The organism is Dactylosporangium sp. CA-092794 (assembly GCF_050948465.1).
GTDB lineage: Bacteria > Actinomycetota > Actinomycetes > Mycobacteriales > Micromonosporaceae > Dactylosporangium.
Window position 1 is genome coordinate 7824859 of the sequence record NZ_CP192044.1, and the last position, 26042, is coordinate 7850900.

General features: G+C 72.1%; 18 protein-coding genes. 12 read left to right on the forward strand and 6 right to left on the reverse strand.

What is annotated here, in order from left to right; genetic code table 11:
* Positions 1 to 81 precede the first annotated feature (81 nt).
* Genes glgX through treZ form a run of 3 tightly spaced genes read left to right on the forward strand, consistent with a single transcriptional unit; the run spans position 82 to position 6115 of the window.
* Entirely contained in the window at positions 82 to 2187 is a 2106-nt protein-coding gene (glgX, locus tag ACQPXD_RS33365; protein WP_432825308.1) for a glycogen debranching protein GlgX, read from the forward strand.
* Entirely contained in the window at positions 2184 to 4415 is a 2232-nt protein-coding gene (gene treY, locus ACQPXD_RS33370; RefSeq protein ID WP_432825309.1) for a malto-oligosyltrehalose synthase, read from the forward strand. The genes glgX and treY overlap by 4 nt, the downstream gene beginning before the upstream one ends.
* A gap of 2 nt (positions 4416 to 4417) precedes the next feature.
* The gene (gene treZ / locus ACQPXD_RS33375) at positions 4418 to 6115 is read left to right on the forward strand and encodes a malto-oligosyltrehalose trehalohydrolase (RefSeq protein ID WP_432825310.1); all 1698 of its coding nucleotides are present in this window, start codon (positions 4418 to 4420) and stop codon (positions 6113 to 6115) included.
* 805 nt (positions 6116 to 6920) lie between these two features.
* Here treZ and ACQPXD_RS33380 read toward each other — a convergent pair.
* Positions 6921 to 9311: a GH116 family glycosyl hydrolase gene (locus tag ACQPXD_RS33380; protein WP_432825311.1), complete on the reverse strand. Its 2391-nt coding sequence runs from the start codon at positions 9309 to 9311 to the stop codon at positions 6921 to 6923.
* 338 nt (positions 9312 to 9649) lie between these two features.
* On the opposite strand from ACQPXD_RS33380, the gene ACQPXD_RS33385 reads away from it, so the two are divergent.
* The 9 genes from ACQPXD_RS33385 (at position 9650) to ACQPXD_RS33425 (ending at position 19513) form a co-directional block, all read left to right on the forward strand.
* Positions 9650 to 10612, forward strand: a complete 963-nt coding sequence (locus ACQPXD_RS33385; protein WP_432825312.1) for a LacI family DNA-binding transcriptional regulator — start codon at positions 9650 to 9652, stop codon at positions 10610 to 10612.
* A 186-nt stretch (positions 10613 to 10798) separates the two neighbouring features.
* Positions 10799 to 12118 (forward strand): ABC transporter substrate-binding protein, encoded by a 1320-nt coding sequence (locus ACQPXD_RS33390; protein WP_432825313.1) that lies wholly within the window; start codon positions 10799 to 10801, stop codon positions 12116 to 12118.
* Between the two features lie 12 nt (positions 12119 to 12130).
* Entirely contained in the window at positions 12131 to 13081 is a 951-nt protein-coding gene (locus ACQPXD_RS33395; RefSeq protein WP_432825314.1) for a carbohydrate ABC transporter permease, read from the forward strand.
* Entirely contained in the window at positions 13078 to 13905 is an 828-nt protein-coding gene (locus tag ACQPXD_RS33400) for a carbohydrate ABC transporter permease (RefSeq protein WP_432825315.1), read from the forward strand. Before ACQPXD_RS33395 ends, ACQPXD_RS33400 begins: the two co-directional genes overlap by 4 nt.
* Positions 13906 to 14511 carry a hypothetical protein gene (locus ACQPXD_RS33405; protein WP_432825316.1) on the forward strand — a complete coding sequence of 202 codons (606 nt, stop codon included), beginning with the start codon at positions 13906 to 13908 and terminating at the stop codon, positions 14509 to 14511.
* Complete coding sequence (locus tag ACQPXD_RS33410) at positions 14508 to 15398, forward strand: alpha/beta hydrolase (protein WP_432825317.1); 891 nt, start codon at positions 14508 to 14510, stop codon at positions 15396 to 15398. The genes ACQPXD_RS33405 and ACQPXD_RS33410 overlap by 4 nt, the downstream gene beginning before the upstream one ends.
* Positions 15392 to 16375, forward strand: coding sequence for a LacI family DNA-binding transcriptional regulator (locus tag ACQPXD_RS33415; protein ID WP_432825318.1), 984 nt, complete (start codon positions 15392 to 15394; stop codon positions 16373 to 16375). Before ACQPXD_RS33410 ends, ACQPXD_RS33415 begins: the two co-directional genes overlap by 7 nt.
* On the forward strand, positions 16372 to 17847 hold the full coding sequence (locus ACQPXD_RS33420; protein ID WP_432825319.1) for an FGGY-family carbohydrate kinase: 1476 nt from the start codon (positions 16372 to 16374) through the stop codon (positions 17845 to 17847). The genes ACQPXD_RS33415 and ACQPXD_RS33420 overlap by 4 nt, the downstream gene beginning before the upstream one ends.
* Before the next feature lie 19 nt (positions 17848 to 17866).
* Positions 17867 to 19513: a fucose isomerase gene (locus tag ACQPXD_RS33425; RefSeq protein WP_432825320.1), complete on the forward strand. Its 1647-nt coding sequence runs from the start codon at positions 17867 to 17869 to the stop codon at positions 19511 to 19513.
* Here the strand turns inward: ACQPXD_RS33425 and malQ are convergent.
* From malQ to ACQPXD_RS33450, 5 genes are all read right to left on the reverse strand, one after another.
* Positions 19497 to 21200 (reverse strand): 4-alpha-glucanotransferase, encoded by a 1704-nt coding sequence (gene malQ, locus ACQPXD_RS33430; protein WP_432825321.1) that lies wholly within the window; start codon positions 21198 to 21200, stop codon positions 19497 to 19499. The genes ACQPXD_RS33425 and malQ overlap by 17 nt on opposite strands.
* A 7-nt stretch (positions 21201 to 21207) precedes the next feature.
* Entirely contained in the window at positions 21208 to 22143 is a 936-nt protein-coding gene (locus ACQPXD_RS33435) for an MEDS domain-containing protein (protein WP_432825322.1), read from the reverse strand.
* 123 nt (positions 22144 to 22266) lie between these two features.
* The gene (gene ppk2 / locus ACQPXD_RS33440; RefSeq protein WP_432825323.1) at positions 22267 to 23154 is read right to left on the reverse strand and encodes a polyphosphate kinase 2; all 888 of its coding nucleotides are present in this window, start codon (positions 23152 to 23154) and stop codon (positions 22267 to 22269) included.
* 70 nt (positions 23155 to 23224) lie between these two features.
* Entirely contained in the window at positions 23225 to 24856 is a 1632-nt protein-coding gene (locus tag ACQPXD_RS33445; RefSeq protein WP_432825324.1) for a VWA domain-containing protein, read from the reverse strand.
* Positions 24853 to 25908, reverse strand: coding sequence for a hypothetical protein (locus ACQPXD_RS33450; protein WP_432825325.1), 1056 nt, complete (start codon positions 25906 to 25908; stop codon positions 24853 to 24855). Before ACQPXD_RS33450 ends, ACQPXD_RS33445 begins: the two co-directional genes overlap by 4 nt.
* Positions 25909 to 26042: the final 134 nt, after the last annotated feature.

The window sequence follows — 26042 nt, forward strand, 5'->3', positions numbered from 1 at the left end:
CGTGAACTTTCGACGCACGTAACACTGTGGCAACGGGCACCGCGTTGAACCGCGGTGCAAGGCAAGAGAGCAGGAGCGAGTATGCAGGTCTGGCCGGGCAACCGGTACCCGCTGGGGGCGACCTACGACGGGCAGGGCACCAACTTCGCGATCTTCAGCGAGGTGGCCGACTCGGTGGAGCTGTGTCTCTTCGACGACCACGACCACGAGGACCGCGTACGGCTGGTCGAGGTGGACGCGTTCGTGTGGCACGCCTACCTGCCCGGGATCGAGCCGGGCCAGCGGTACGGCTTCCGCGTCGACGGGCCCTACGATCCGGCCCGGGGCTTGCGGTGCAACCCGCACAAGCTGCTGCTGGACCCGTACTCGAAGGCGATCGACGGGGACATCAGCTGGGACCCGGCGGTGTACGGCTACGACTTCAACGACCCCGAGCGGATGTCGACCGCCGACTCGGCGCCGTTCATGCCCAAGGCCGTGGTGGTGAACCCCTACTTCGACTGGGGCAACGACGCCGCGCCGCGGGTGCCCTACCACCACACCGTGGTCTACGAGGCGCACGTGCGGGGCCTCACGATGCGCCACCCGGACGTGCCCGACGAACTGCGCGGCACGTACGCCGGCATCGGCCACCCGGCCATCGTCGAGCACCTCAAGCGGCTCGGCATCACCGCGCTGGAGCTGCTGCCGGTCCACCACTTCGTGCACGACCAGCGGCTGGTCGAGGTGGGGCTGTCCAACTACTGGGGCTACAACACGATCGGCTTCTTCGCCCCCTACCACGGGTACGCCCGCCGGCATCGCGGCCAGCAGGTGCAGGAGTTCCGCGGCATGGTGAAGGCGCTGCACTCGGCCGGCATCGAGGTCATCCTCGACGTGGTCTACAACCACACGGCCGAAGGCAACCATCTGGGCCCGACGCTGAGCTTCCGCGGCATCGACAACGGCCACTACTACAAGCTCGAGGACGACGACAACCGGCGCTACACGGACTACACGGGCACCGGCAACAGCCTCAACGTGCGCAACCCGCACTCGCTGCAGCTGGTGATGGACTCGCTGCGCTACTGGGTCACCGAGATGCGCGTCGACGGGTTCCGTTTCGACCTGGCCTCCACGCTCGCCCGCGAGTTCTACGAGGTCGATCGGCTGTCCACCTTTTTTGAAGTGGTACAGCAGGATCCGGTCGTCAACCAGGTCAAGCTGATCGCCGAGCCGTGGGACGTCGGCCCGGGCGGCTACCAGGTCGGCAACTTCCCGCCGCTGTGGACGGAGTGGAACGGCCGGTTCCGCGACACCGTGCGCGACTTCTGGCGCGGCGAGCCGGCGACGCTGGGCGAGTTCGCCTCGCGCATCTGCGGCAGCGCCGACCTGTACCAGGACGACGGCCGCCGCCCGTTCGCCAGCATCAACTTCGTGACCTGCCACGACGGCTTCACGCTGAACGACCTGGTGTCGTACAACGACAAGCACAACGAGGCCAACACCGAGGACAACCGCGACGGCGAGAGCTACAACCGGTCCTGGAACTGCGGCGTGGAGGGGCCGAGCGACGACGCGGCCATCAACGCGCTGCGGGCCAAGCAGCGGCGCAACTTCCTGACCACGCTGATGCTCTCCCAGGGCACCCCGATGATCTGCGCCGGCGACGAGCTGGGCCGCACCCAGCAGGGCAACAACAACGCCTACTGCCAGGACAACGAGATCAGCTGGATCGACTGGAGCACCGTCGACGAGCAGCTGCTCGCCTTCGCCCGGGGGCTGGCGCTGTTCCGCGAGCGGCACCGCGTGTTCCGCCGCCGCCGGTTCTTCACCGGCCGGCCGGTCGCCCGGGCCGAGGGCACTCCCCTGCCGGACGTCGCCTGGTTCGCCACCGACGGGCGGCTGATGACCGAGGAGGACTGGGACAACCACTTCGGCCGGGCGCTGATGCTGTTCGTCAACGGCGAGTCGATCACCGAGCGGGGCTCGCACGGGGAGCGGCACGTCGACGACTCGTTCCTGCTGTGCTTCAACGCCTGGCACGACCCCCTCGAGTTCGTCGTCCCGCCGCAGGAGTTCGGCAAGGAATGGGAGCTGGTCATCGCGACCGCGACCGGCCCGGCGCGCGACGGTGTCTCCTACACGGCCGGCGGGACGATCACCGTGCCGGACCGGTCCCTCGTCGTGCTGGACCGCACGGTATGAGGGAGCCGACAGCCACCTATCGGGTGCAGGTCCGGCCGGACTTCGACCTCGACACGACCGCCGGGCTGGCCGGCTACCTGCGCGAGCTGGGCGTGAGCCACCTGTACTCGGCGCCGTTGCTGACCGCGACCCCCGGCTCGCCGCACGGCTACGACGTGGTCGACCCGCGCCAGGTCAGCCCGCAGCTGGGCGGGGCGGCGGCGCTGGACCGGCTGGTGGCGGCGCTGCGGGCGCACGGCCTAGGCCTGATCGCCGACATCGTGCCCAACCACATGGGCCTGTTCGCCCCGGCCGCAAACCCGATGTGGTGGGACGTGCTCAAGCGCGGCCGGACCAGCCCCTACGCGGACTGGTTCGACATCGACTGGGACGCCGGGCCGATCGTGGTGCCGGTGCTCGGCTCGCCGTCGCTGGACGAGCTGCGCGTTTCCGAGAACCAACTGTGGTACTACGAGCACCGCTTCCCCATCGCCGAGGGCACCGAGGGCGGCACGCCGCAGGAGGTGCACGACCGGCAGCACTACCGGCTCGTCTACTGGCGGGAGGGCAACGAGCGGCTCAACTACCGGCGGTTCTTCGCCGTCACCGAGCTCGCCGGGCTGCGGGTCGAGGACCCGGCGGTGTTCGAGGGCACGCACGCGGAGATCCTGCGCTGGGTGGCCGAGGGCCTGGTCGACGGGCTGCGGGTGGACCACCCCGACGGGCTGCGCGATCCCGGCGGCTACCTGGCGCGGCTGCGCGAGCGGGCCCCGGACACCTGGCTGCTGGTCGAGAAGATCCTGGAGCACGGCGAGCCGCTGCCGCCGCGGTGGCCGGTCGATGGCACCACCGGCTACGACGCCCTGGCCGAGGTCTGCGGACTGTTCGTCGATCCGTCGTTCCCGGAGGAGTCCGAGAGATCCTGGGCGGAGGAGGCTCACGAGCAGAAGCTGGACGTCGCCCGCCGCCTCTTCGGCGCCGAGCTGCACCGCTTGGCCCGCGTCGCCGCCCGGCCGGGCATCGAGGACGCCCTGTCCGAGCTGTCGGCGAATTTCTGGATTTATCGGACGTACCTGCCCTACGGCGCCGAGCAGCTCGACCAGGCGCTCGAGGCGACCCGCAAGCGGCGGCCCGACCTGGGCGACACGCTCGACGCGCTGGCGCCCAGGCTCAGGGACCCCGCCGACGAGCTGGCCCAGCGGTTTCAGCAGCTCACCGGCGCGGTCATGGCCAAGGGCGTGGAAGACACGGCGATGTACCGCTGGAATCGGCTCATCGCCTTGAACGAGGTCGGCGGCGACCCGTCCCGCCGCGGCGTGGAGCCGGCGGAGTTCCACGACGCCGCCGCCGGCCGGCAGCGCGACCGGCCCAGGGGCATGACCACGCTGTCCACCCACGACACGAAGCGCGGCGAGGACGTGCGGGCCCGCCTGGCGGTGCTCAGCGAGGTCCCCGCCGAGTGGGCCGCGGTGCAGCAGGGCTGGCGGGCGGTGGCGCCTCTGCCCGACCCCTCCTTCGAGGACCTGTTCTGGCAGACCATCGTCGGCGTCTGGCCGATCGAGGAAGAGCGGCTGCGGGGGTACTTCGAGAAGGCCGCCCGCGAGGCGAACCGCTCGACGTCGTGGGACTCCCCCGACGCCGAGTTCGAGGGCGCGGTCCGCGCGACCCTCGCCCGGGTCTACGCCGACGGCGAGCTGCGCGCGGAGGTGACCGGGTTCGCCCGCCGGATCACGCCGTTCGGCTGGAGCAACGCGCTGGGCCAGAAGCTGGTGCAGCTGACCATGCCGGGCGTGCCGGACGTGTACCAGGGCACCGAGCTGTGGGAGAACTCGCTGGTCGACCCGGACAACCGGCGCCCGGTCGACTTCGCCGAGCGCCGCGACCTGCTGACCGCGCTCGACGCCGGCCTGCCGCTGCCGCCGGTCGACGTCTCGGGCGCGGCGAAGCTGCTGCTCGTCAGCCGGGCGCTGCGGCTGCGCCGGGACCGGCCGGAGCTGTTCGGCGGCTACCAGCCGGTGGCCGCGGCCGGGGCCGCCGAGCGGCACGTGGTGGCCTTCGACCGGGGCGGGGCGCTGAGCGTGGCGACCCGGCTGCCGGTCGCCCTGGCCAACGCGGGCGGCTGGGGCGACACCGAGCTGAAGCTGCCCGGCGGCGAGTGGACCGACGCGCTGACCGGGCGCGCGGTCGCGTCTCCGGCGGTCGGCGACCTCCTCGCCACCTACCCGGTCGCGCTGCTGGTGAGGGGCTGACGATGGAGTTTCGCGTCTGGGCGCCGGCGGCGCACCGGGTCACGCTGCACTGCGGTACCGAATCCATCCCTATGACCGCGGACGGACAGTGGTGGACCGCCGAGCGCCCCGCGGAGCACGGCACCGACTACGGGTTCTCCCTCGACGAGGGCGAGCGGGTCCTGCCCGACCCGCGCTCCCGCTGGCAGCCCGCCGGCGTGCACGAGCGCAGCCGGGTCTACGACCACACCCGGTTCGCCTGGGACGACGCCGGCTGGACCGGCCGCCAGCTGGCCGGCGGCGTGGTCTACGAACTGCACGTGGGCACGTTCACCCCGGCGGGCACGTTCGACGGGGCGATCGAGCGGCTGCCGTACCTCAAAAAACTCGGCATCGACCTCGTCGAGCTGTTGCCGGTGAACGCCTTCAACGGCGACTACAACTGGGGCTACGACGGCGTCGGCTGGTACGCGGTCCAGGAGAGCTACGGCGGCCCCGACGGCCTGAAGCGCTTCGTCGACGCCGCCCACCGCCACGGCCTCGGCGTCCTCATCGACGCCGTCTACAACCACTTCGGCCCCTCCGGCGCCTACGCGCCGCAGTTCGGCCCCTACCTGTCGGCCGGCGCGAACACCTGGGGCCGCTCGCTCAACCTCGACGAGCCCGACAGCGGCGAGGTCCGCCGATACATCATCGACAGCGCCCTGCAGTGGCTGCGCGACTACCACGCCGACGGGCTGCGCCTCGACGCCGTCCACGCGCTGGTCGACCGCGGCGCCACCCACCTGCTGGAGGAGCTCGCCGCCGAGGTCGACGCCCTGTCGACCGCGCTCGGCCGGCCGCTGTCGCTGATCGCCGAGTCCGACCTCAACGACCCTCGTCTGATCACCGCGCGCGAGGCCGGCGGCTACGGCCTGACCGCCCAGTGGGACGACGACGTGCACCACGCGCTGCACGCGATGCTCACCGGAGAGCGCCAGGGGTACTACGCCGACTTCGGCTCCCCGGAGTGCTTCACCAAGGTCTGGGAGTCGGCGTTCTTCCACGCCGGCACCTGGTCGTCGTTCCGCCGCCGGGTGCACGGCCGGCCGGTCGACCGCGCCCGCATCCCCGGCCACCGGTTCGTGGTCTGCCTGCAGAACCACGACCAGGTCGGCAACCGGGCCACCGGCGACCGGCTCACCGCGACGCTCTCCCCGGGCCTGCTCCGCGTCGCCGCGACCCTGCTGCTGACCTCGCCGTACACCCCGATGCTGTTCATGGGCGAGGAGTTCGCGGCCCGCACGCCGTGGCAGTTCTTCACCAGCCACCCGGAGCCGGCCCTGGCCGCGGCGGTGGCCAACGGCCGGCGGGAGGAGTTCGCCGCGCACGGCTGGCCGCCCGGCGACGTGCCCGACCCGCAGGACCCGGAGACGTTCGCCCGCTCGCACCTGGACTGGGCGGCCCAGGACCTGGCGATGCTGGAGCTCTACCGGCGGCTCATCGCGCTGCGCAAGCGGCTGCCGGGCCTGTCCGACCCGCGGCTGGACCGGGTGAAGGTGGTCCACGACGACGGTGTCCTGGTCATCCGCCGCGGCGAGCAGGCGGTGGTGGCGAACCTGACCGCCGACCCGCGCACGGTGCCACTGCGGGCCGACTGCGTGCTGTTCGCCACCGACGAGACCACGCTGCTGCAGTCCGGCCTGCTCACGCTCCCCGGCGAGTCCGCCGCGATCCTGTGATCGGCCCTGCCAACGCCCGCTGTATGTCTCCGGGATCATGCTCGGCCGGCGTGTGTCACGCCGGGTTTTTCATGATCACGGAGCCTTGATGTACGTGGGTGTACCGTAAGTCTCCGCGATCATGGCAAACCGGGGTTTCGGCGGGGTGACCTGCATGATCACGGAGACTTACGGTCGTCGCGAAAAATCCAGACGCTTCGCGTCCGGATTTTTCGGACTTATGCCCTGTCGGGGTATAAATCCGAAAAGTCGTGGCGCGGAGCGCCCGACTTTTCGGACAGCGGCTGGCCGACAGGCTCACCACACCACACCACACCACGCCACGCGGGTCGTGGCGCACAGAACCCGACTTTTCGGACAGCGGCCGTGCGGCAGGCTCGCTACGCCGCGCTGCGCGGCGCGACGACACGTCGGCTGAGCGAAGCCGCGGCCGCCAAGCCCAGGGACCCGGGAGCGCGCGGCGCGACGACGCGACTGAGCGGCGGCACTGAGCCGCAGGCGCCAAGCCGCACGGCCGCAAGGGCGCCCAGGCGCGGAGCCGCGAGCGCCCAGGCACGCGGGCGCGAACGCCAAGCCTCGCGGGCGCGAACGCCAAGCCTCGCGGGCGCGAACGCTAGTGGCGCGGAAGCGCGAGCACAGCGCGAAGACGCGGGATGAGCGGCGGCGCCCAGGCGCGGAGGCCCAGGCGCGGAGGCCCAGGCGCAAGACGTGAACGGCAGGCCGCGCGGAAGGCGCGGGTGCGGGAGCGGGGCTGAGGGCGGCCGGCGCGGTGCGTGGGCCGCAGGGCGGGCTGTGGTGGTTGCGGTTAGCGGCGCTGGCGGGTCACGGTGGTGTCGTCGGCGATGGTGAGTTCGCCCCACTCGGTGCCGGCGACGTAGGGGTAGCGGCCGGGGCGGAAGGCGCCGTCGGTCCAGGCTGGCAGCAGTGACCAGCCGGCCATGGCGCGCACGTAGTGGTCGCCGCACTCGACCTCGTTGAATGGGTTGCGGCGGGTGCCGTCGTAGCGGCCCCTTACCCCGTTCACGATCGCCAGGCCGAGCTCCGGCAGGTCCTCGTAGAAGCAGTGGGCGGCGACCTGGTACTCGACGCCGGTCCAGACCTCGTCGCAGTAGCGTAGTGGGACGGCGGGGCGGCCGCCGTGTGGCCAGCTGCAAACTACCAGGCCGGTCTCGTCGCCGTCGGCGAACTCGCGGTAGCCGTGCGGTTCGAAGTGGTGCCTCAGGTTGTACTTCACGATCGAAGCCAGCGCCGTGCGGACCCGGTCGGCCGGCAGGAGGTGGCCCAGCCCGAGCTGGTGCGCCCACCACTGGCCTAGCAGCTGGTCGGACAGGCAGCCGGCGCCGAAGTCGTAGGCCTCGCCGGTGGGTGGCTGGGCGTAGAACTCGCCGTTCCACAGGAGTTCGTCGTACGCCGCCGACGCCTGCACGAACCTGTCCTGAAATTTCGACTCAAGGCCGAGTATTCCCGACATTTCGTGCATGGCCCGGAGCGCGGCGAGCCACAACGCCCCCACGAACATGTTCGGGCCGTGCAGCGAGATGTCGTACGTGACGGGCTGGTCGCCACGCAGCACCCCATCGCCCGATTTGTCCCACATTTCGGAAATATGCGACATGAGCCGGTCCAGTGACGGCCACTGCGAGCGGAGCCAGTCAACGCCGGCGCCGTCGAGGACGCTGCGGTAGGTCTTCAGGATCGCGCCCAGCATGCCGTCCAGAGCGGGGCGCTCCGGGCCGCCGATCGGCACCCCGTGCAGCTGCGGCAGGTACAGCGGCAGCACCACCCGGTGCGGGATCGACCCGGCCGCGTCCTGGATCGCGAACTCGGTCTCGCGCATGTCCCGCCCGAGCGCCGGGAAGAGCCGGGCCAGGGCCTGCTCGTAGTTGAAGACGTGGTTGCAGTTGAGCGGGCAGGAGCCGCCGGCGTCGCCGTTCCAGTTGCGGGTCGACGCGCCCAGTGCGCCCTCGAAGCCGTAGGTGCGCCCGTCGGCGGTGCGGAACACGCTCGGCGAGCGCACCAGCGTGCCCTGCGCGGCGATCACCTCGCGCAGCGGCTCGGGCAGGTCGCTGCCGGCGACGGCGTCCGCCCAGGCGTGGGAGGCCGCGTCGAGCCGCTCCCGGTCGGCCAGGTAGGCGTCGAGCACGTCGAGCGCGCCGCCGAACCGGGTCGCGTAGTGGTTGCCGACCCAGAACCGGGTCGGCCCGTACGGGTGCTGCGGGCCGAAGCGGTCCATGTCGGCGTACCGATTTGGAAACCACCAGGCGTGCACGATGTCGATGGTGGTCCGCTCCCCCGGCGCCAGCGCGAACGCGACGGCGGCCCCGGCGTCCCAGGTGTGCCCGGCCGGGCTCGGCCCGCTCGGCGCCCGCATCGGCGACGGCCCGTGCGCGAGCGCCGCCCGCAGCGCGGCGCCCGAGTAGTCGCCCAGCTGCGTGGGCGTGACCAGCTTCGCGGTCTCCACGAACCGCAGCAGCGCGGCGGCGTCAAGGGCCCGCGGCAGGATCGCGGCCGGCGCGTCGGTCCACAGCAGCAGTTCCCCCGCGGCGGGGTCGTCGTCGGCCAGCGCCGGGTTGTCCATGAGCACGCCGCTCTGCCCGGGCCGGCGCAGCACCCGGTTGACGTTGCCGCCGTAGCCGGCCCCGCGGGTGCCGGCGATCGGGGTGACCCCGTCCCAGCCGGCCGCGTTCTGCAGCGTGCCGAGCAGGAACCCGTGCCGGAACTCCGCGCTGTCGTTGGTGAGTGTGAACCGGTAGCGCACCAGCGGCAGCGAGCTGGCGTCGGCGTCGAGCGGCACGAACGGCGTGTGTGCCTCGAGCGACACGGCCAGCGGCAGCGCGGGGTCGTGGTAGGTCACCCGGGCGAAGGGGTACGCCGCCTCGAACGTGGTCGACTCGACGTACGGCCACAGCGGCGGCTCGTCCCGGTCCGGCACCTCGGCGTCGGAGACGTTCGCGGCCGGCCGCGGGTGTGGCGCGATCGGCGCGGAGCGCAGCAGCCGCACCACGTCGTCCGGCGGCTCGAGCGAGGAGACCCGCAGCGCGAAGAAGCTGTCCGGCAGAAACCCGCGATGGTTCGGTACCCCGGACAGCTGCCACTGCCGCAGCGCCCCATCCCCGCAGAGCGCCACATGGCCGGTGCCGATGCCACCGAGCGGGAACGCCACCGCGCGCCGGGCGTCCCCGGTGTAGACCGCCACGCTGTCTCCTCAGGCCATCATGAAATCGATTTCACGGAACGTAGATCTTCTCCCCGCCGGTGTCAAGCCGCGTGCGCCGAAGGCGCACTGACCAGGTGGCCACCCAGGCAGCGCTGCGACGAAGTCGCCGCCAGGCTGGCTACAGTGCTGGCCGTGGCCGCGAAGCGGCCATGGGGGGTCTGGGGTGGGAACCCCCCAGGCAGCGCTGCGACGAAGTCGCCGCCAGGCTGGCTACAGTGCTGGCCGTGGCCGCGAAGCGGCCATGGGGGGTCTGGGGTGGGAACCCCCCAGGCAGCGCTGCGACGAAGTCGCCGCCAGGCTAGTTACAGTGTTGGCCCATGGCCACGATCTACGAGGTAGCCGCGCTCGCCGGGGTATCGCCCGCAACCGTGTCGCGGGTGTTCAACGGCATGACGGTCTCCCCGGAGAAGCAGCGGGCCGTGCGCGAGGCCGCCACCAAGCTGGCCTTCACGCCCAACAAGACCGCGCGCCGGCTGCGCAAGCGCAGCTCCGAGGTCGTCGCCCTGCTCATCCCCGACATCGAGAACCCGTTCTTCACCGCGCTCGCCCGCGGCGTGGAGGACCGGGCCCAGGAGTCGGGCTTCTCCGTGGTGCTGTGCAACACCGACGACGACCCCGGCAAGGAGCTGCGCTACCTGCAGATCGCCGCCTCCGAGGAGATGGCCGGGGTCATCCTGGCGCCCGCCTCGGACGAGGTCGACCTCGGCGCGATCGCCTCGCTTGGGCGGCCCGTGGTGGCCGTGGACCGCACCACGCCGTACCCGGTCGACGCGGTCAAGGTCGACAACCGGGCGGCCGGCATCGCCGCGACCGGGGCCCTGTTCGACGCCGGGTACCGCCGGGTGGCCTGCATCGCCGGCCCGGCCGGGATCGAGGCGACCGAGGACCGGTTCCTGGGCTGGCGGCAGGTGGTCACCGCGCGCCGCGCCGCGCTGCCGGAGGACTACCTGCGGCACGCGAACTTCCGCGCCGACGGCGGGCACGCCGCCATGCGGGCCCTGCTGGACCTGCCGGAGCCGCCGGACGCGGTGCTGACCACGAACAACCTCATGGGCGTCGGCGCCCTGCAGGCGATCGTCGAGGCCGGCGTCGACCCGGCGAAGTTCGGCCTGGCCGTGGTCGGCGAGCTGCCGTTCATGTTCCTGACGCCGCCGGCCGTGGTGCAGGTGCGGCTGCCGGCCCGGCACCTCGGCACCACCGCCGCGACGATGCTGCTGGAGCGCATCGCGGGCGACGCCCAGCCGCCGCGCACGGTCGTGCTGCGCGCCGAGCTGGCCTGACCCGGTCCAGAACGAGACCCTTCCGTTACCGACCTTGCTGCAATCGATACCAGAAGAAAAGTTGCCTGATCAGGGCCGATAGAAAGCATCCCTGGAGGACTCCTTGACGAAATCGATTTCTTGGACTTCACTGTGCCCACCGCACCGCCTCCCAACCGCTTCCCAATCCGAGAGGGACGCAGGCACATGAACACCCCGTTACGCAAGATCGCGCTGCTGGGCGCGTCGGCCGTGCTGGCGGTATCCGCACTGGCGGGCTGCTCCAGCGGTTCGGACGCCTCCTCCGGCGGCGACAAGACGCTCGAGATCGCCTACTGGGACTACGGGCCGGCCGCCGAGAGCGGCAACAAGGCCACCGCCGACGCCTTCATGGCCGCGCACGCGGGCGTCAAGGTGACGCTCACGCCCGTCGCCGGCGAGAACTGGGGCACCTACTACGCGAACGTCGCGACGCTGATCGCCTCCGGAAAACACCCCGACCTGATGGTCATCTCCGGTGAGGGCGCCCAGTTCGTGCACGCCAACAACCTGGTGCTGCCGATCAACAAGTACCTGGACAAGGACGCCGACGCCAAGACGCTCACCGGCGACATCGCCAAGGGCCTCATCGACGGCTTCACGGTCAAGGGCGACGTGGTCACCCTGACGTACGGCTGGAACGACATGGTCGTCTACTACAACACCGACGTATTCAAGAAGATGGGCGTGGAGCCGCCGAAGGCCGACTGGACCTGGGACGACTTCAAGGCCACGGCCAAGAAGCTGACCGCGGACACCAACGGCGACGGCAAGCCCGACCAGTACGGCTTCACCTGGGCCAGCAACGAGATCTTCCCCGGCATCATGCCCTGGGTGGCCAACGCCGGGGGCAACCTGACCAGCGACGACGTGTGCAAGCCGACCGCCGACAGCCCGCAGGTGCAAAAGGCCGTGCAGTTCCTGCGCGACCTCATCACGCAGAACATCGCGCCCGCCCCGATGCCGATGAGCGACGTGTTCACCCGCTTCCAGAACGGCCAGATCGCCATGTTCGGCGCGGGCCGCTGGCCGATCGCGACCTTCCTGCCGGCCGGGTTCAAGGCGTTCGACATCCAGCTGTACCCGAAGGGCGACACCTACAAGACCGTGTTCGGCGGCGCCGGCTACCCGATCCTCAAGTCGTCGAAGAACCCGGACCTCGCCTGGGAGTACCAGAAGTTCACGGTGAGCACCGACATCGAGAAGGAGTACGTCGGCACCCCGGACAAGCCCGGCGACTCCATCCCGTCGCGGCGCTCGCTCGCCCAGACGATCTCCAAGGTCGGCGTCCCGCCCGCCAACTCCGACCTGTACTACGACAGCATCGACAAGTACCCGACCCTGGTCCCCTACCCGGCGCCGGCCAAGTACAGCGCCTTCGAGTCGACCGTCCTGCGCAACCTGCAGCTGATCTTCGCGGGCGAGAAGAGCGTCCCGGACGGGCTCAAGAACATGCAGAGTGAGCTGAGCAGCATCGTCACCTGCTGAAAAGGCTGAGTAATGACCACCAGTACCGAATCCGGCATCACCCCTCCGGCCGTGGTCACCGACCACGGCCGGAGGGCCCCGGCCAGACGCAAGCGCAAGGACGGCCTCGCCGCACTGGCCTTCCTGTCCCCCTCGATCGTCACGTTCCTGGTCTTCGTGTTCGCGCCGACCGTGGGCGTGCTGTACCTGAGCTTCTACGACTGGAACCTGCTCAGCGACGGCGAGTTCGTCGGCTTCGACAACTTCGACCGGCTGGTGCACGACGGCCGGCTGCTCGACGTGTACGGCTCCACCACCTACATGGCGCTGGTCATCCTGGCCGTGAACGTGGTCGTGGGCCTGCTGCTGGCGGTGCTGCTGGAGACCCGGATGCCGCGCTGGCTGCGCGGGTTCTTCCGGCTGTCGTTCCTGTTCCCGTTCGTGGTGTCGGCATCGGCGGTGGCACTGATCTGGCGGTTCCTGCTCAACAAGGACCTGGGCCTGGTCAACTACCTGATCGGGCTGACCGGCGCCGGGCGGATCGACTGGCTCGGGTCCTCGGCGTTCGCGCCGGTGTCGGTGATCGTGGTGAACTCGTGGAAGACCATCGGGTTCTCGATTCTGGTGTACATCGCGGGCCTGCAGTCGATCCCCGACCAGCTCAAGGAGGCCGCGATCGTCGACGGTGCGAATGCCTGGACCCGCTTCTGGCGCATCACGTTCCCGCTGCTCTCGCCGACGATCTTCTTCCTCGTCGTGATCAACACGATCAACTCGTTCCAGATCTTCGCCGAGCCGCGGGTGCTGACCCAGGGCGGGCCGGGCGATGCGAGCCGCACGATCGTGGAGTACCTCTACGACCGCGCGTTCGGCGACTTCGACCTGGGCTACGCCTCCGCCATCGGCATCACCTTCATGCTGGTGCTCATCGTGCTCACCGCGATCCAGTTCCGGCTCTCCCGCAGATGGACCTTCTACGAATGAGCCGCCTCCTTTCCCGCATCGCGACCTTCGTGATCCTCACCGTCGCCGCCCTGGCGATCACCGCGCCGTTCCTGTGGATCTTCCGCGGCGCGTTCTCCGCCTCCGACGCCGAGCTCTACCGCCTGCCGCCGACGTTCGCCCCCGACAACCTCACGGTCGGCAACTTCGGCAAGGTCACCGACCAGGTGCCGTACTTCCGCTTCTTCCTCAACTCGATCATCGTCTCGACGACGATCACCGTCGCGCAGCTCATCACCTGCTCGACCGCCGGCTACGCCTTCGCCCGGATGCGCTTCCGCGGCAAGGGCCTGCTCTTCGCCGTCGTCATCGGCTCGCTGATGATCCCGATCCAGGTCACCATCGTGCCGCTGTTCCTGGTCATGTCGAAGCTGAACCTGACCAACACGCTGTGGGCGCTGATCCTGCCGGGCATCTTCAGCGCTTTCGGCATCTTCCTGCTGCGCCAGCACTTCCTGGCGCTGCCGGTGGAACTGGAGGAGGCGGCCCGGCTGGACGGCGCCGGGCACTTCCGCATCTTCGCCGGAGTTATCCTGCCGCTGTCCGGCCCGTCGATCGCGACGCTGGGCATCCTGTGCTTCACGTACTGGTGGAACGACCTGCTGCTGCCCCTGGTCATGATCAACGACACCGAGCGGCAGACCCTGCCGGTCGGCCTGGTGCTGCTGGCCGGCCGGTTCTCCACCGGCTCGCTGGGCACCATCGCGGCCGGCATCGCGATGGCGATCGTCCCCGTCCTGGTGGTGTTCATCGTCGCCCAGCGCTACATCGTGCAATCGATCGCATCGAGCGGATTGAAGCTGTAAATGGACAACCCCACCCTGCCCTGGCTGGCCTGGTCCGGCGCCACCGCCACCTGGCACGAGCTGCCCCGCACCCTCGCCGCGGGCGCCGTCACCGCGCTCGCGGCGGCGCCCCTGGCGGCGGCGCTGCTCACCGGCGCGCCCGGCTGGCTCGCCGCGGCCGCGACCCTGCCGGCCGCGCTCGCGCTGACCGGCCTGGCCCGGCTCGCCGCCGCGACCGCCCGCGGCGAGACCGCCCATCTGGCCCTGGTGCGCCGGGCCGATCCGGTGCTCGCCGTCCTCCTCTCCGCCGCCGGCCTGGCGCTGATCGCCCCCTGGGGCGCGGTGCCGGCCGCGGCGGTCCTGCTTGTCGGGCCATACGCGCTGGCCTACGGTGCGGTTCGAGACCGGCGCGGCCTGGCGGCGCTGCGCGGCGGGGTCATCCTCGCCGCGTACCGCCCCGCCTGGACGCTCACCCTCGCCGCGATCGCCGTGCTCGGCGGGTTCGCGGTGGCCGCCTCGGCCGGCGTCCTGGCCGTGCTCGCCGCGCCGCTGGTCCTCACCATCGCCGCCCGCCAGACCGCCGCGCTGCTGGACGAGATCGACACCATCCAGGGCGGTGCGCGGTGAACATCGACCCGGAGCTGCTCGGCGGGATCGCGGGCACGCTCACCCCGCAGCTGCCCGACGGCCCGCTCGACGTGGCCACGGTCCGCGCCATCGACGACCGGCGCCGCGCGACGAACCCGCTGCCGGCGCCGGCGGTCCCGCCCGAGGTGGTCCGTGACGGCGGCGTCGAGCTGCGGGTGCACGGCACCGGCCGGGTCTGCGTGCTGTGGATCCATGGCGGCGGCATGTACCTCGGCTCGGCCCGCAACGAGGACGCGTTCTGCTGCGACCTGGCCGCCGAGCTCGGGGTCGCGGTCGCGGCCGTGGACTACCGGCTGGCGCCCGAGCACCCGTACCCGGCCGCGCTGCACGACTGCCGCGCGGCGCTGGACTGGTGCGCGTCGCACCACGACCGGGTCGTCGTGGCCGGCGCCAGCGCGGGCGCGGGGCTGGCGGCGGCGCTGTGCCTGCTGAACCGGGACGAGCAGGGGCCGGCGATCGCCGCCGCGCACCTGTACTACCCGATGCTCGACGACCGCGAGACGCCCAGCTCCCGCGAGCTGGCCGACGCCCCGGTGTGGAACCGGCGCCTGGCCGACGTCGCGTGGGCGGCCTACCTCGGCGGGCGCCCCGCCGACGGCCTCGCCGCCCCGGCCCGGGCGACCGACCTGCGCGGCCTGCCGCCGACGTACCTCGACACCGGCGACTGCGACATGTTCCGCGACGAGGACGCCGACTACGCGCGGCGGCTCGAAGCGGCCGGGGTACCGACCCGGTTCGAGCTCGTGCCCGGCGCGGTCCACGCGTTCGAGGCGATCGCCCCCGACGCCGCGATCAGCCGGGCCACCCGCGCCCGCCGCCTCGACGCCCTGCGCCGCAGCCTGGCCGAGGACTTCCGGACGTGGTGACGATCTACGAGGTGGCCGCCCGGGCCGGGGTCTCCCCGGCCACCGTCAGCCGGGTCATGAACGGCGCACGGGTGTCCGCCGAGTCGGAGCGGCTGGTCCGGGCCGCCGCCGCGGAGCTGGCGTTCACGCCGAACCGCACCGCCCGGCGGCTGCGCGGCCACCGCTCCGCCGTGATCGGGCTGATCATCCCCGACATCGAGAACCCGTTCTTCACGGCGCTGGCCCGCGGGGTGGAGAACCGGGCCCGGGCCGCCGGCTACTCGGTCGTGCTGTGCAACACCGACGACGACCCCGGCCGGGAGGCCACCTACATCGCCATCGCCCTCGCCGAGCACATGGCCGGCGTCATCCTCGCCCCGGCCGACGACGCCAGCGACGTGAGCCGGCTGGTCGCGCACCACCGGCCGGTCGTCGCCGTCGACCGCAGCCTGGCCCGGTCCGACGTCGACGCGGTCACCGTCGACAACCGGGCCGGCGGCCGCTCGGCGGCGGAGTCGCTGTTCGCCGCCGGATTCACCCGGGTCGCCTGCATCACCGGGCCGAGCTCGGTGGAGACCGCCCAGCTGCGCATGGCCGGCTGGCGGCAGGCGGCGAGCCGGCGCGCCGGCACCGACGGCGCGGACCTGGAGGAGCTGCTGCGCTACGCCGACTACCGGGTCGACGGCGGCCGGCAGGCGATGGCCGACCTGCTCGCCCTGCCCCGCCCGCCGGACGCCGCGGTCGTGGCCAACAACCTCATGGCGGCCGGGGCGCTCGACGCCCTGCACGACGCCGGGCTCGCCCCGCCCGGCTTCGGGCTGGCCGTCTTCGGCGACCTGCCGTTCGCCTCGTTCGGCCGCCGGGGCATCCGGGTCGTCGACCTGCCCGCCCGCGAGCTCGGCGAGGCCGCCGCCACGCTGCTGCTGGAGCGCATCGACGGCGACGACGGCCCGGCCAAGACGGTGGTCCTGCGCACCCGAGACCAGGAGCGGCGATGAGCCTCTTCCTCGGTGTCGACATCGGCACCTCCAGCAGCAAGGGCGTCCTCGTCGACGGCGACGGGCGGGTGCTGCGCTCGGCGACGCGCGAGCACGCCGTCTCCCGGCCGTACCCCGGCCACGTCGAGATGGACGGCGAGATCTGGTGGGCCGAATTCGTCTCCCTCGCCGAGGAGCTGACCGCCGGCCGGCGGATCGTGGCGGTCGGGGTCAGCGGCATGGGGCCGTGCGTGCTGCTCACCGACGCCGCGGGCACGCCGCTGCGCCCGGCCATCCTCTACGGCGTCGACACCCGCGCCACCGCCCAGATCGAGACGCTCACGCGGCGGCTCGGCGGCGCCGAGGCGATCCTGGCCCGCTGCGGATCGGTGCTCTCCTCACAGGCGGTCGGGCCGAAGCTGGCCTGGCTGGCCGAGCACGAGCCGGAGACGTTCGGCGCGGCGCGGCGGCTGTTCATGCCCGCGTCCTGGCTGGCGTACAAGCTCACCGGCGCCTATGCGCTGGACTTCCATTCGGCGAGCCAGTGCACACCGCTGTTCGACACACACACGCTGCAGTGGTACTCCGAGTGGGCCGGCCCGATCGCCCCCGCGCTCGAGCTGCCGCCCCTGGCCTGGCCCGGCGACCCGGCCGGCACCACGCGCGAGCCGATCGCCGGCATCCCGGCCGGCACCCCGGTCATCACCGGCACCATCGACGCGTGGACCGAGGCGGTCAGCGTCGACGCCCAGCGGCCCGGCGACCTGATGCTCATGTACGGCACCACGATGTTCCTCATCGCCACCGTCGAGCGGCCCTTCGCCGAGGTCGTCACCAGCCCGGCGATGTGGGGCACGGTCGGCGCCTACCCGGGCACCCGCAACCTGGCCGGCGGCATGGCCACCTCCGGCGCGCTCACCGCCTGGCTGCGCGAGCTGACCGGCGCCGACTACCCACAGCTGCTGGCCGAGGCCGAGGCGTCCGGGCCGGGGGCGCGGGGGCTGCTGATGCTGCCGTACTTCGCCGGGGAACGCACCCCGCTGATGGACCCCGACGCCCGCGGGATCGTCGCCGGCCTCACGCTCAGCCACACCCGCGGCGACCTGTACCGGGCGGCGCTGGAGGCGACCGCGCTCGGCGTGCGGCACAACGTCGAGGCGCTGCGCGCGGCCGGCGCGCCGATCCGCCGGGTCGTCGCCGTCGGCGGCGGCACCCGGGGCGGGCTGTGGACCCGGATCGTCAGCGACGTCACCGGGCTGCCCCAGGTCGTGCCGGCCGTCACCATCGGCGCGGCCTACGGCGCCGCCTACCTCGCCGCCCGCACCGCCGCGCCGGTGTCGATCGCGGACTGGAACCCCGTCGCCGAGACGGTGGAGCCGGACCCGGCGAACCGGGCCGGCTACGACGAGCTCTATGGGCTCTACCGCGACCTCTACCCGGCCACCCGCACCATCGCCCACACGCTCGCGGCCCGCCAGCGACCGCGCGCGTGACCGTCTCCCGGAGGAACCCATGAGCACCTACGCCCTCCCCCTCGCTCCGTCCCGCCCGGCCGCCGAGCCGAACACCGCCTTCCTGATCGCGAGCGGCGACCTGCGCCCCGCCGCGAACCGGGCCGGGTGGCCCACCCAGGTGGCCATGGAGGCCGCCGTCACCGCCGCGTTCGCCGAGCTCGGCTGGACGGTGCGCCGGGCGCACCCGTTCGACCCGGGGGCGGGGCACGGGTTCATCTCCAGCCAGCGGATGGGCCTCGAGGTGTTCAAGACGATCCCGTCGGACGCGCCGCTGATCGTGGCCGAGGCGGTGTGGCAGTACAGCCACCACGTGCTGGCCGGGCTGCGCACCCACCGCGGCCCGATCCTCACCGTGGCGAACTTCGCCGGCGACTGGCCGGGGCTGGTCGGGCTGCTCGGCGTCAACGCCGGCATGGCCAAGATGGGGGTGGCGTACTCCACGATCTGGTCCGTCGACTTCACCGACGACTGGTTCAAGACCGGCATCCGCGGCTGGGTCGAGACCGGCACCATCGCCCACGACACCTCGCACGTGCGCGACCTGCCCGCCGCGCTGCCCGGCACCGCCGAGACCGAGCTGGGCCGGGCCCTGGCCGCGCAGCTGCTCGCCGACAAGGCGATCCTCGGCGTCTTCGACGAGGGCTGCATGGGGATGTACAACGCCATCATCGACGACGAGCTGCTCAACCCGATCGGCATCTACAAGGAGCGGCTGTCGCAGAGCGCGCTGTGGGCCGAGATGCAGCGGGTCAGCGACGCCGAGGCCGACGCGGTCGGCGCCTGGCTGCTGGCCAAGGGCATGACCTTCCAGCTCGGCACCGACGAGGCGACCGAGCTGACCGAGGCGCAGCTGCGCTGGCAGTACAAGATGTACGTCGCGGCGCTGCGCATCAGCGACGACTTCGGCCTCGACGCCGTCGGCATCCAGTACCAGCAGGGGCTCAAGGACATCTGCCCGGCCTCGGACCTGGCCGAGGGCCTGCTGAACAACGCCGACCGGCCGCCGGTGACCTCCCGCGACGGCTCCCGGGTGCTGTGGGAGGGCCGGCCGCTGCCGCACTTCAACGAGGCCGACGAGGGCGTCGCCGTCGACGCGCTGCTCACCAACCGGATCTGGACCGCGATGGGCCTCGACCCGGCCACCACCCTGCACGACGTGCGGTGGGGCGAGGACTTCGACGGCCAGTTCGTCTGGGTGTGGGAGATCTCGGGCTCGGTGCCGGCGTCGCACTTCGCCACCGGCTACGCCGAGGCGGTCGGCTGGCGGCAGGACCCGGTGTACTTCCCGCTCGGCGGCTCGACGATCAAGGGCATCTGCAAGCCTGGCGAGGTGGTGTGGAGCCGCGTCTTCGTGCAGGGCGGGGCGCTGCACGCCGACCTGGGCCGGGCCAGCGCGGTGTCGCTGCCCGAGGAGGAGTCCGAGCGCCGCTCCAAGGCGACCACCCCCGCCTGGCCGATCATGCACGCCGTCCTGCACGGCGTGACCCGCGACCAGTTCATGGCCCGGCACAAGGCCAACCACCTCAACGTCGCCTACGCCCCGGACGCCGCCACCGCCGACAAGGCGCTGCTGGCGAAGGCGGCCCTGTTCGCCGCCCTCGGGGTCCAGGTGCACCTGTGCGGGGACGTCACACTGCCGAGCTGAACAGCTCCGCGATCCGCCGCATGCGCGGGTCCCCGGTGAGCTCCTCCAGCGGCAGCGGCAGCGGGATCCGCCAGTTCGGGTACTGCCCGGTGGTGCCGGGCAGGTTCGGCTGGCGGGTCTCGCCGAGCACGTCGTAGGGCGAGGCGAGCAGGATCCGGCAGGGCGTGCGGGCCAGCAGCCGGTGCATGGCCACGACCAGCTCGGCGTCGGTGCTGTCCGGCCCGGCGAGCCCCTCCTCGGCGAGCAGCTTGAGCAGCGCGTCGCGGTCCTCGTCGGCGTCGGCCCGCTCGTCCGCCTCGGGGCGGGTCAGCACGCCGGCCTCGGCCCGGGCGCGCACGTGCTCGCCGGTGAGGAAACCGGCCGCGGTGGGCAGGTCATGGGTGGAGATGCTGGCCATGGCGCCGGCCGGCCACCGCCGGGGCGCGAGAAACGCGCCGTCGTCGCCGCGGGTGAACCACAGCACGGCGGAGCCGAGGATGTTGCGCTCCCGCAGGGTCCGCGTGACGACCGGCTCGACGGTGCCGAGGTCCTCGCCGACGACCACCGCGCCGGCCCGCTCCGCCTCCTCGACCAGCACGCCGAGCATGGCGGCCGCGTCGTAGTGCACGTAGGCGCCCTCGGCGGCGCCGCGGCCCGGCGGGATCCACCACAGCCGCCACAGCCCGGCGACGTGGTCGACGCGCAGCCCGCCGGCGTGGGCGAGGATGCCGCGCAGCAGGTCGCGGTAGGCGGCGTAGCCGGCCGTGGCGAGCCGGTCGGGCCGCCAGGTGGCCAGCCCCCAGTCCTGCCCCTGCTGGTTGAACGCGTCGGGCGGCGCGCCGACCCGCACGCCCTGCGCGATGACGTCCTGCATCGTCCAGGCGTCGGCCCCGCCGGGGTCGATCCCGACGGCAAGATCGTGAACGATCCCCACCGCCATGCCGGCCGCCGCGGCGTTGGCTTCCGCGAGCTGTTCGGCGCACCGCCGCTGCACCCACACATGGAACGCGCGCCGTTCGGGGTCGGCCGCCGCATACGCCCGCTCCCCCGGCCTGCGTAGTTCCTCGGGCCATTCCCGCCAGTCGACGCCGTGGACTTCGGCGAGCGCCGTATACGTGGCGAAGTCCCGCAACGCCCGCTCCTCGCCGGCCCCCCGGCCCCCGCCCGCGGCACCGTCGCCCACATCGGACATATCCGAAATTTCGCGGAATAGCGCTTTCAGTGCGGCGTGCTTGGCTCGCCACGCCTCGCCGTAGTCGATCAGCTCGCGGTTCGGCGGGCGGAGCGCGTCGACCTTCGCACGCAAGGCCGCGTCGGCCGCCGCATACTCCGGGAGGTTCTCGATGCGCAGGTAGAGCGGGTTGACGAAGCGGCGCGACGACGGCGAGTAGGGCGAGGCGGGCAGCGGGTCGACCGGCGCCACCGCGTGCAGCGGGTTGACCAGGATCGCCCCGGCGCCGGACGCCGCGGCCCAGCGGGCGAACGCGGCCAGGTCGGCGAAGTCCCCGGCGCCCCACGAGCCGGCGGAGCGGACGCCGTACAACTGGATCATCCACCCCCACGTCCGCGGCACCTCCGGCAGGACGCGCGGCGGCAGCAGCGCCATCACCGCCCGCACCACGTCGGGATCGATGTCGACGCGCCGGTGGCCGGCGGTCTCGTACCAGGTGGCCACGCCGCGCGCGGCGGCCTCGTCCTCCAGCGTCACGCCGCCGTCATACCCCCACGACCTGGTCGCGAAGCACGAGGCTCGGCACCGACTCCGCGCCGACCAGCTGCAGGGCCTGGCGGACAGCGCGCCGGCAGCGCACGACGGTGTGCCGGTTGGGGCGGGACGCGGCGAACCGCACGATGATGCCGGCCCCGGCGGCGTCGACGAAGGTCAGCTCGCTGGCGTCGAGCATGACCACCGAGTCGGCGGTGCCGACCAGGTCGAGGATCGAGGGCAGGGAGCCCGCGTTGGAGGCGTCGAGCTCGCCGATGAGCCGCAGGTGGGCGCCCCAGCCGCCGAGCGTGAAGCGCAGCAGCGGCCCGGGGTGCCCGGCGCTGAGCCGGCCGAGCAGTTCGGTGCCGAACTGGCGCCGGTCGTAGAGGCACAGGCCGGTGACCCGCGGGTCGCCGAAGAACCGGTTTACCCGGTGCTCGTAGCCGACCAGGTCGGCGGGCGTGTAGCCGGCCCGCTGGGTCCAGACCATGTCGCCGGCCACGGAGATCGCCTGATACCCGGCGGCGAACGTGCCCTCGGCGAGCCCGGCGAGGGTGGAGAGCATGTCGGCCACGCCGAACAGCGGGCCGCCGAACGTCGAGCCGCCACCCGACGACGACCCGGCCGACGACGACCCGCCCGACGACGACCCGCCGGACGCCGCCGTTACGCCACCCGCCGGCAGCCGGGCACCGGTATGACCGGTGTCGAAGCGCAGCACGGAGAACTGGCCGGGGGCGGCCCCGGACGCGGCGGCGGCCAGGGCCCGCGCGAGCTCGGCGGATGCGGTGTCGAGGAAGATCACTACCCGGTGGCCGGCGGCGACGGCCCGGCGCACGAACCCGGTCAACAGGGTCCGGCACTCGTCGTCGGCGGAGTAGGTCAGGGTCGCGTGCGAGGAGAACACGCCCGGCCAGGCCTCCTGCTCCGCGCTCCGGTCCGGCACCGCTCCACCCTACGATGCCGGCCCGGGCCCCGCGATCGCCTCGCGGCCCAACCGGGCCCGGACATTACTCAACCGTAACCGTGAAACTACTCAGCCGTTGTATCGGTTTATGACGGTGGTCGATCAGAGCCGGGGTGCGTCGTCGGCCGCGTCGTCGGCGAGGGCGGCCGGGCCGACGATCAGCGGGTCCGGGGTACCCACGAGATCGACATCCTTGCCCTCGTAGTCGAACCGGCTCAACACGTGCCGCATCGCCTCGAGCCGGGCGCGCTTCTTGTCGTTGCTCTTCACCACGGTCCACGGCGCGTCGGCGGTGTCGGTGTAGAAGAACATCGCCTCCTTCGCCTCGGTGTAGTCGTCCCATTTGTCGAGCGAGGCGAGGTCCATCGGGGAGAGCTTCCACTGCCGGACCGGGTCGACCTGGCGGATCAGGAACCGGGTGCGCTGCTCGTTGCGCGACACCGAGAACCAGAACTTGACCAGCCGGATGCCGGAGCGGACCAGCATCCGCTCGAGCTCGGGGGCCTGGCGCATGAACTCGAGATACTCGGCGCGGGTGGCGAAGCCCATCACCCGCTCGACGCCGGCCCGGTTGTACCAGGACCGGTCGAAGAGCACGATCTCGCCGGCCGAGGGCAGGTGGTGGACGTAGCGCTGGAAGTACCACTGCGTGGACTCGCGCTCACTGGGCTTCTCCAGGGCCACCACCCGGGCGCCGCGGGGGTTGAGGTGCTCCATGAAGCGCTTGATCGTGCCGCCCTTGCCGGCCGCGTCGCGGCCCTCGAAGAGCACCACCAGCCGCTCGCCCCGGTCCTTGATCGTGTTCTGCAGCTTGAGCAGCTCGATCTGCAGCAGCCGCTTGATGTGGTCGTACTCCCCGCGCGTCATGCGCTCCGGATACGGATAGTCCTCCCGCCACGTGTCGACGGGCTGCCCGTCCTTGCGCAGCAGCACCGGGTCGTCGTCATCGTCGTCCTCGACCAGGTAGTCGTCGAGCGAGAGTTCGGTCATGTTCATGTGGTACCCCAAGCCCCGGCGGTTCACCACCTCCGGGGCTTGAACAGCGCCTTACCGGCCGCTATTACTGGTACCCCCGGATCTCCTTGAACGCGGCCGGCAGCGACCCGGTCCGCGCGTCGAAGGACTTGCCCCCGGTGAGGTCGGCGACCTTTTGCATCTCGCCCACGTTGCCCTCGCCGAAGAGGATGGTGAACACCGGCACCTTCGGCAGCTGGGGCAGCCGGGCCTGGAAGGCGTCGACGTTCGCGCCCTTGGTGAGCTCGCCGTCGGTGAGCAGCACGATCGAGGTGAACCGGTCCGGGTCGTCCTTCATCAGCGCCGCGGCCTGGTCGTAGGCGACGAACAGCGCGTCGTAGATCGCGGTGTCGCCGTTGGCGCTGAGCCCGCCGGCGTAGGAGCGGATCTGGTCCAGGGCCGGCTGGATGTCACCCTCCGGCACGTCGAAGCGGCGCACCTCCCCCGGCTTGGTGCTGAACGGCACCATGATCACCTGTTCCCGGCCGTTGAACCGGCTGAACTGCCCGGACAGGCTGGTGTCGGCGCCGGTGAGCCCGACCAGGGCGGTCTTGAGCCCCTGGATGCGCTCCCCCTTCATCGAGCCGGACAGGTCCAGCACGTAGATGGTGCGGGCCGGCTTGCGCAGGGCATCGCCGAACGCGCCGATGAGCGCGTTGGCCGCGTCGAGCTTGCCGGGAAACGGCAGCTCCGGCAGCGGCCCGTCCTTGGGCCCGAAGCCGGCGGCGAGGGACACGCCGGGCACCGCCGGCCGGCGCCAGGTCCTGGCCATGATCTGCTGCTGCACGCTGGGCCGGCGCAGGTAGTCGGCGACCGCCGCGTAATTGGTCTTGGTCTGCTCCGAAACGCCGGCCAGCAGGGTGAGCGGATAGTCGGCGGTGACGACCCCGTCGGAGGGGTACACCACGGTCAGCGGCTCCGGCAGCTTGCCCGAGGCGTTGAGCGACAGGATCACCGACTCGTAGTTGACCAGCCCGTCGACGGCCTTGCCATGGTCGGCGGCGTTCTTGACGAACGCGTCGGCGAGCCAGCCCGACGAGCCGGCGGTGAGGCTCTGCCCGGCGAAGAACGCCCGCAGCCGCGGGGTGAGCGGGGCGATCTGCTCGGCGGTGAGCGCCGCGCCGGTGCCGGCCAGCGCGGCGGCGACCCCGACCAGCGCGGAGAAGCCGGAGTTGGAGCTGGCCGGGTTGGTCATGCCGTAGGTGAACTTGTGCTCGCCGGCGGCCACCGCGATCTCGCTCCAGGTGGGCCGGTGGTCGGTCCAGCCGAGCTGCTGCGCGACCGACTGGCGCAGCCCCAGCACCACCGGCGAGGTGGCGACCTTGGTGGCGGTACCGATCTTGTCGCCGGAGCCCGGGTGCAGCTGCAGGTAGCGGTTGCTGGCGAACCAGATCGCGTCGTACTGCGTGGCCGCGTTGCCGGACACGACGTTCTCCACGCCGTCGAGGGTGCCGGTGGCCTGCAGCTTCACCTCGACCCCGGTGGCCTGCCTCGCCCCGTCGAGGACCGGCTGCAGGTCGGCCAGCTCGCTGCTGGCGAGCACGCGCAGCGTGCCGGAGCCCTTCAGGAAGGGCCCCTCGCTCGCGATGGACTTGGCCGGGTCGCCGCCCGTGCCGGGCGTGCAGGCGCCGAGCAGCAGCGCCGCGACGACGAGCAGGGCAGCATTCCGCCGCCTCATGACATCTTCTCCTCGAGCCGGTCCAGCAGGGTCTTCAGGTCCGTGAAGCCGGGGCTGGGCACCGCGGCGCCGATCGTGCCGGGCAGCGGCGCGTCGCCGGATCGGGCCTTGGCCAGCACCGGCGCGCTCAGCGCCGTGTCCGCGGTGCGGAAGCCGTGCTTGGCGGCCAGCCGCTGCAGGCCGGGGTCGGTGGCCAGCAGCCGGGCGACCTGCACGCCCGCGGCGGTGAGCGGCACGATCGTGTGCTCGCTCACCAGCGTCGGCGACGGGTACATCAGCGTCTGCCGGGCGGTGAACCCCTCGTTGACCGCATGATCGACGAACTGGGCCTCGTAGATCAGCACCAGCGGCGCCGAGTCCATGCCGCGGCGCAGGTAGCTCTCGAACGGCTCCTCGCTCGTCGTGTCGACCGCGCCCTGGTCGGTGAAGAGCTTGGCGACCGCGCCGAGGTCGTCGCCGGTGGCCTGGTCGGTGAGCCAGGCGAACATCGCCGCCGAGTTGGAGTCCGCGGGCCGGGTCGTGGCGACGAGCACGTTCTGCCCGACCGGATGGATGAGGTTACCCGGGATGTCGGTCCACTTCACGTTGCGCCGGTTCGCGTCCGCGAGGGCCTTGAGGTCCAGCCGCCAGACCTTGGTGGCGGGGTCGAGCCTGGCCAGCTGGGCATTCTGGAGCAGGTCGACGATCGGCTGGAAGGTGGCGACGGCCAGCGGCGAGGTGAACACGACCACGTCGTCGCCGGCCGGGTTGCCGTGCGCGCGGACCTCCTCGGCGGCGGCCTTGCCGCTAGGGAACGCGAAGTCGTAGCCGGCCGCGCGGCTCGGCATCTGCCGGGAGCCGGCCGGGTCGGCCCGCACCGCGAAGCCGTGACTCGCCAGGGCCCGCTTGACCTCGGGGTCGTCGAAGAAGGGCTTCTTCTCGGAGCCGACGATGGCGCTGACCGGCGTCAGGTCGCCGGAGCCACGGGCGGAGCGGCCGAGCAGGTTACCCACGACGGCGCCGATGACGGCCAGCACGAGCACCAGGACGATCAGTGGACCGGTCCGCTTCACGCCCCGATTCTGCCCTTCGCGCGCAACCCCATCACGGTAAGCACCTGTTCAGATGCCGTTCACTTTGTCCACTATGGACAATTCCACCTGATCGGGCGACACGATCCGCCTCACTCGATGTCATACTGGCCCGC

Bases quoted from the DNA above. Each gene is read 5' to 3' on its own strand.
- glgX (WP_432825308.1), top strand. From the start codon at position 82: ATGCAGGTCTGGCCGGGCAACCGGTACCCGCTGGGGGCGACCTACGAC.
- treY (WP_432825309.1), top strand. From the start codon at position 2,184: ATGAGGGAGCCGACAGCCACCTATCGGGTGCAGGTCCGGCCGGACTTC.
- treZ (WP_432825310.1), top strand. From the start codon at position 4,418: ATGGAGTTTCGCGTCTGGGCGCCGGCGGCGCACCGGGTCACGCTGCAC.
- ACQPXD_RS33385 (WP_432825312.1), top strand. From the start codon at position 9,650: ATGGCCACGATCTACGAGGTAGCCGCGCTCGCCGGGGTATCGCCCGCA.
- ACQPXD_RS33390 (WP_432825313.1), top strand. From the start codon at position 10,799: ATGAACACCCCGTTACGCAAGATCGCGCTGCTGGGCGCGTCGGCCGTG.
- ACQPXD_RS33395 (WP_432825314.1), top strand. From the start codon at position 12,131: ATGACCACCAGTACCGAATCCGGCATCACCCCTCCGGCCGTGGTCACC.
- ACQPXD_RS33400 (WP_432825315.1), top strand. From the start codon at position 13,078: ATGAGCCGCCTCCTTTCCCGCATCGCGACCTTCGTGATCCTCACCGTC.
- ACQPXD_RS33405 (WP_432825316.1), top strand. From the start codon at position 13,906: ATGGACAACCCCACCCTGCCCTGGCTGGCCTGGTCCGGCGCCACCGCC.
- ACQPXD_RS33420 (WP_432825319.1), top strand. From the start codon at position 16,372: ATGAGCCTCTTCCTCGGTGTCGACATCGGCACCTCCAGCAGCAAGGGC.
- ACQPXD_RS33425 (WP_432825320.1), top strand. From the start codon at position 17,867: ATGAGCACCTACGCCCTCCCCCTCGCTCCGTCCCGCCCGGCCGCCGAG.
- ppk2 (WP_432825323.1), bottom strand. From the start codon at position 23,154: ATGACCGAACTCTCGCTCGACGACTACCTGGTCGAGGACGACGATGAC.
- ACQPXD_RS33445 (WP_432825324.1), bottom strand. From the start codon at position 24,856: ATGAGGCGGCGGAATGCTGCCCTGCTCGTCGTCGCGGCGCTGCTGCTC.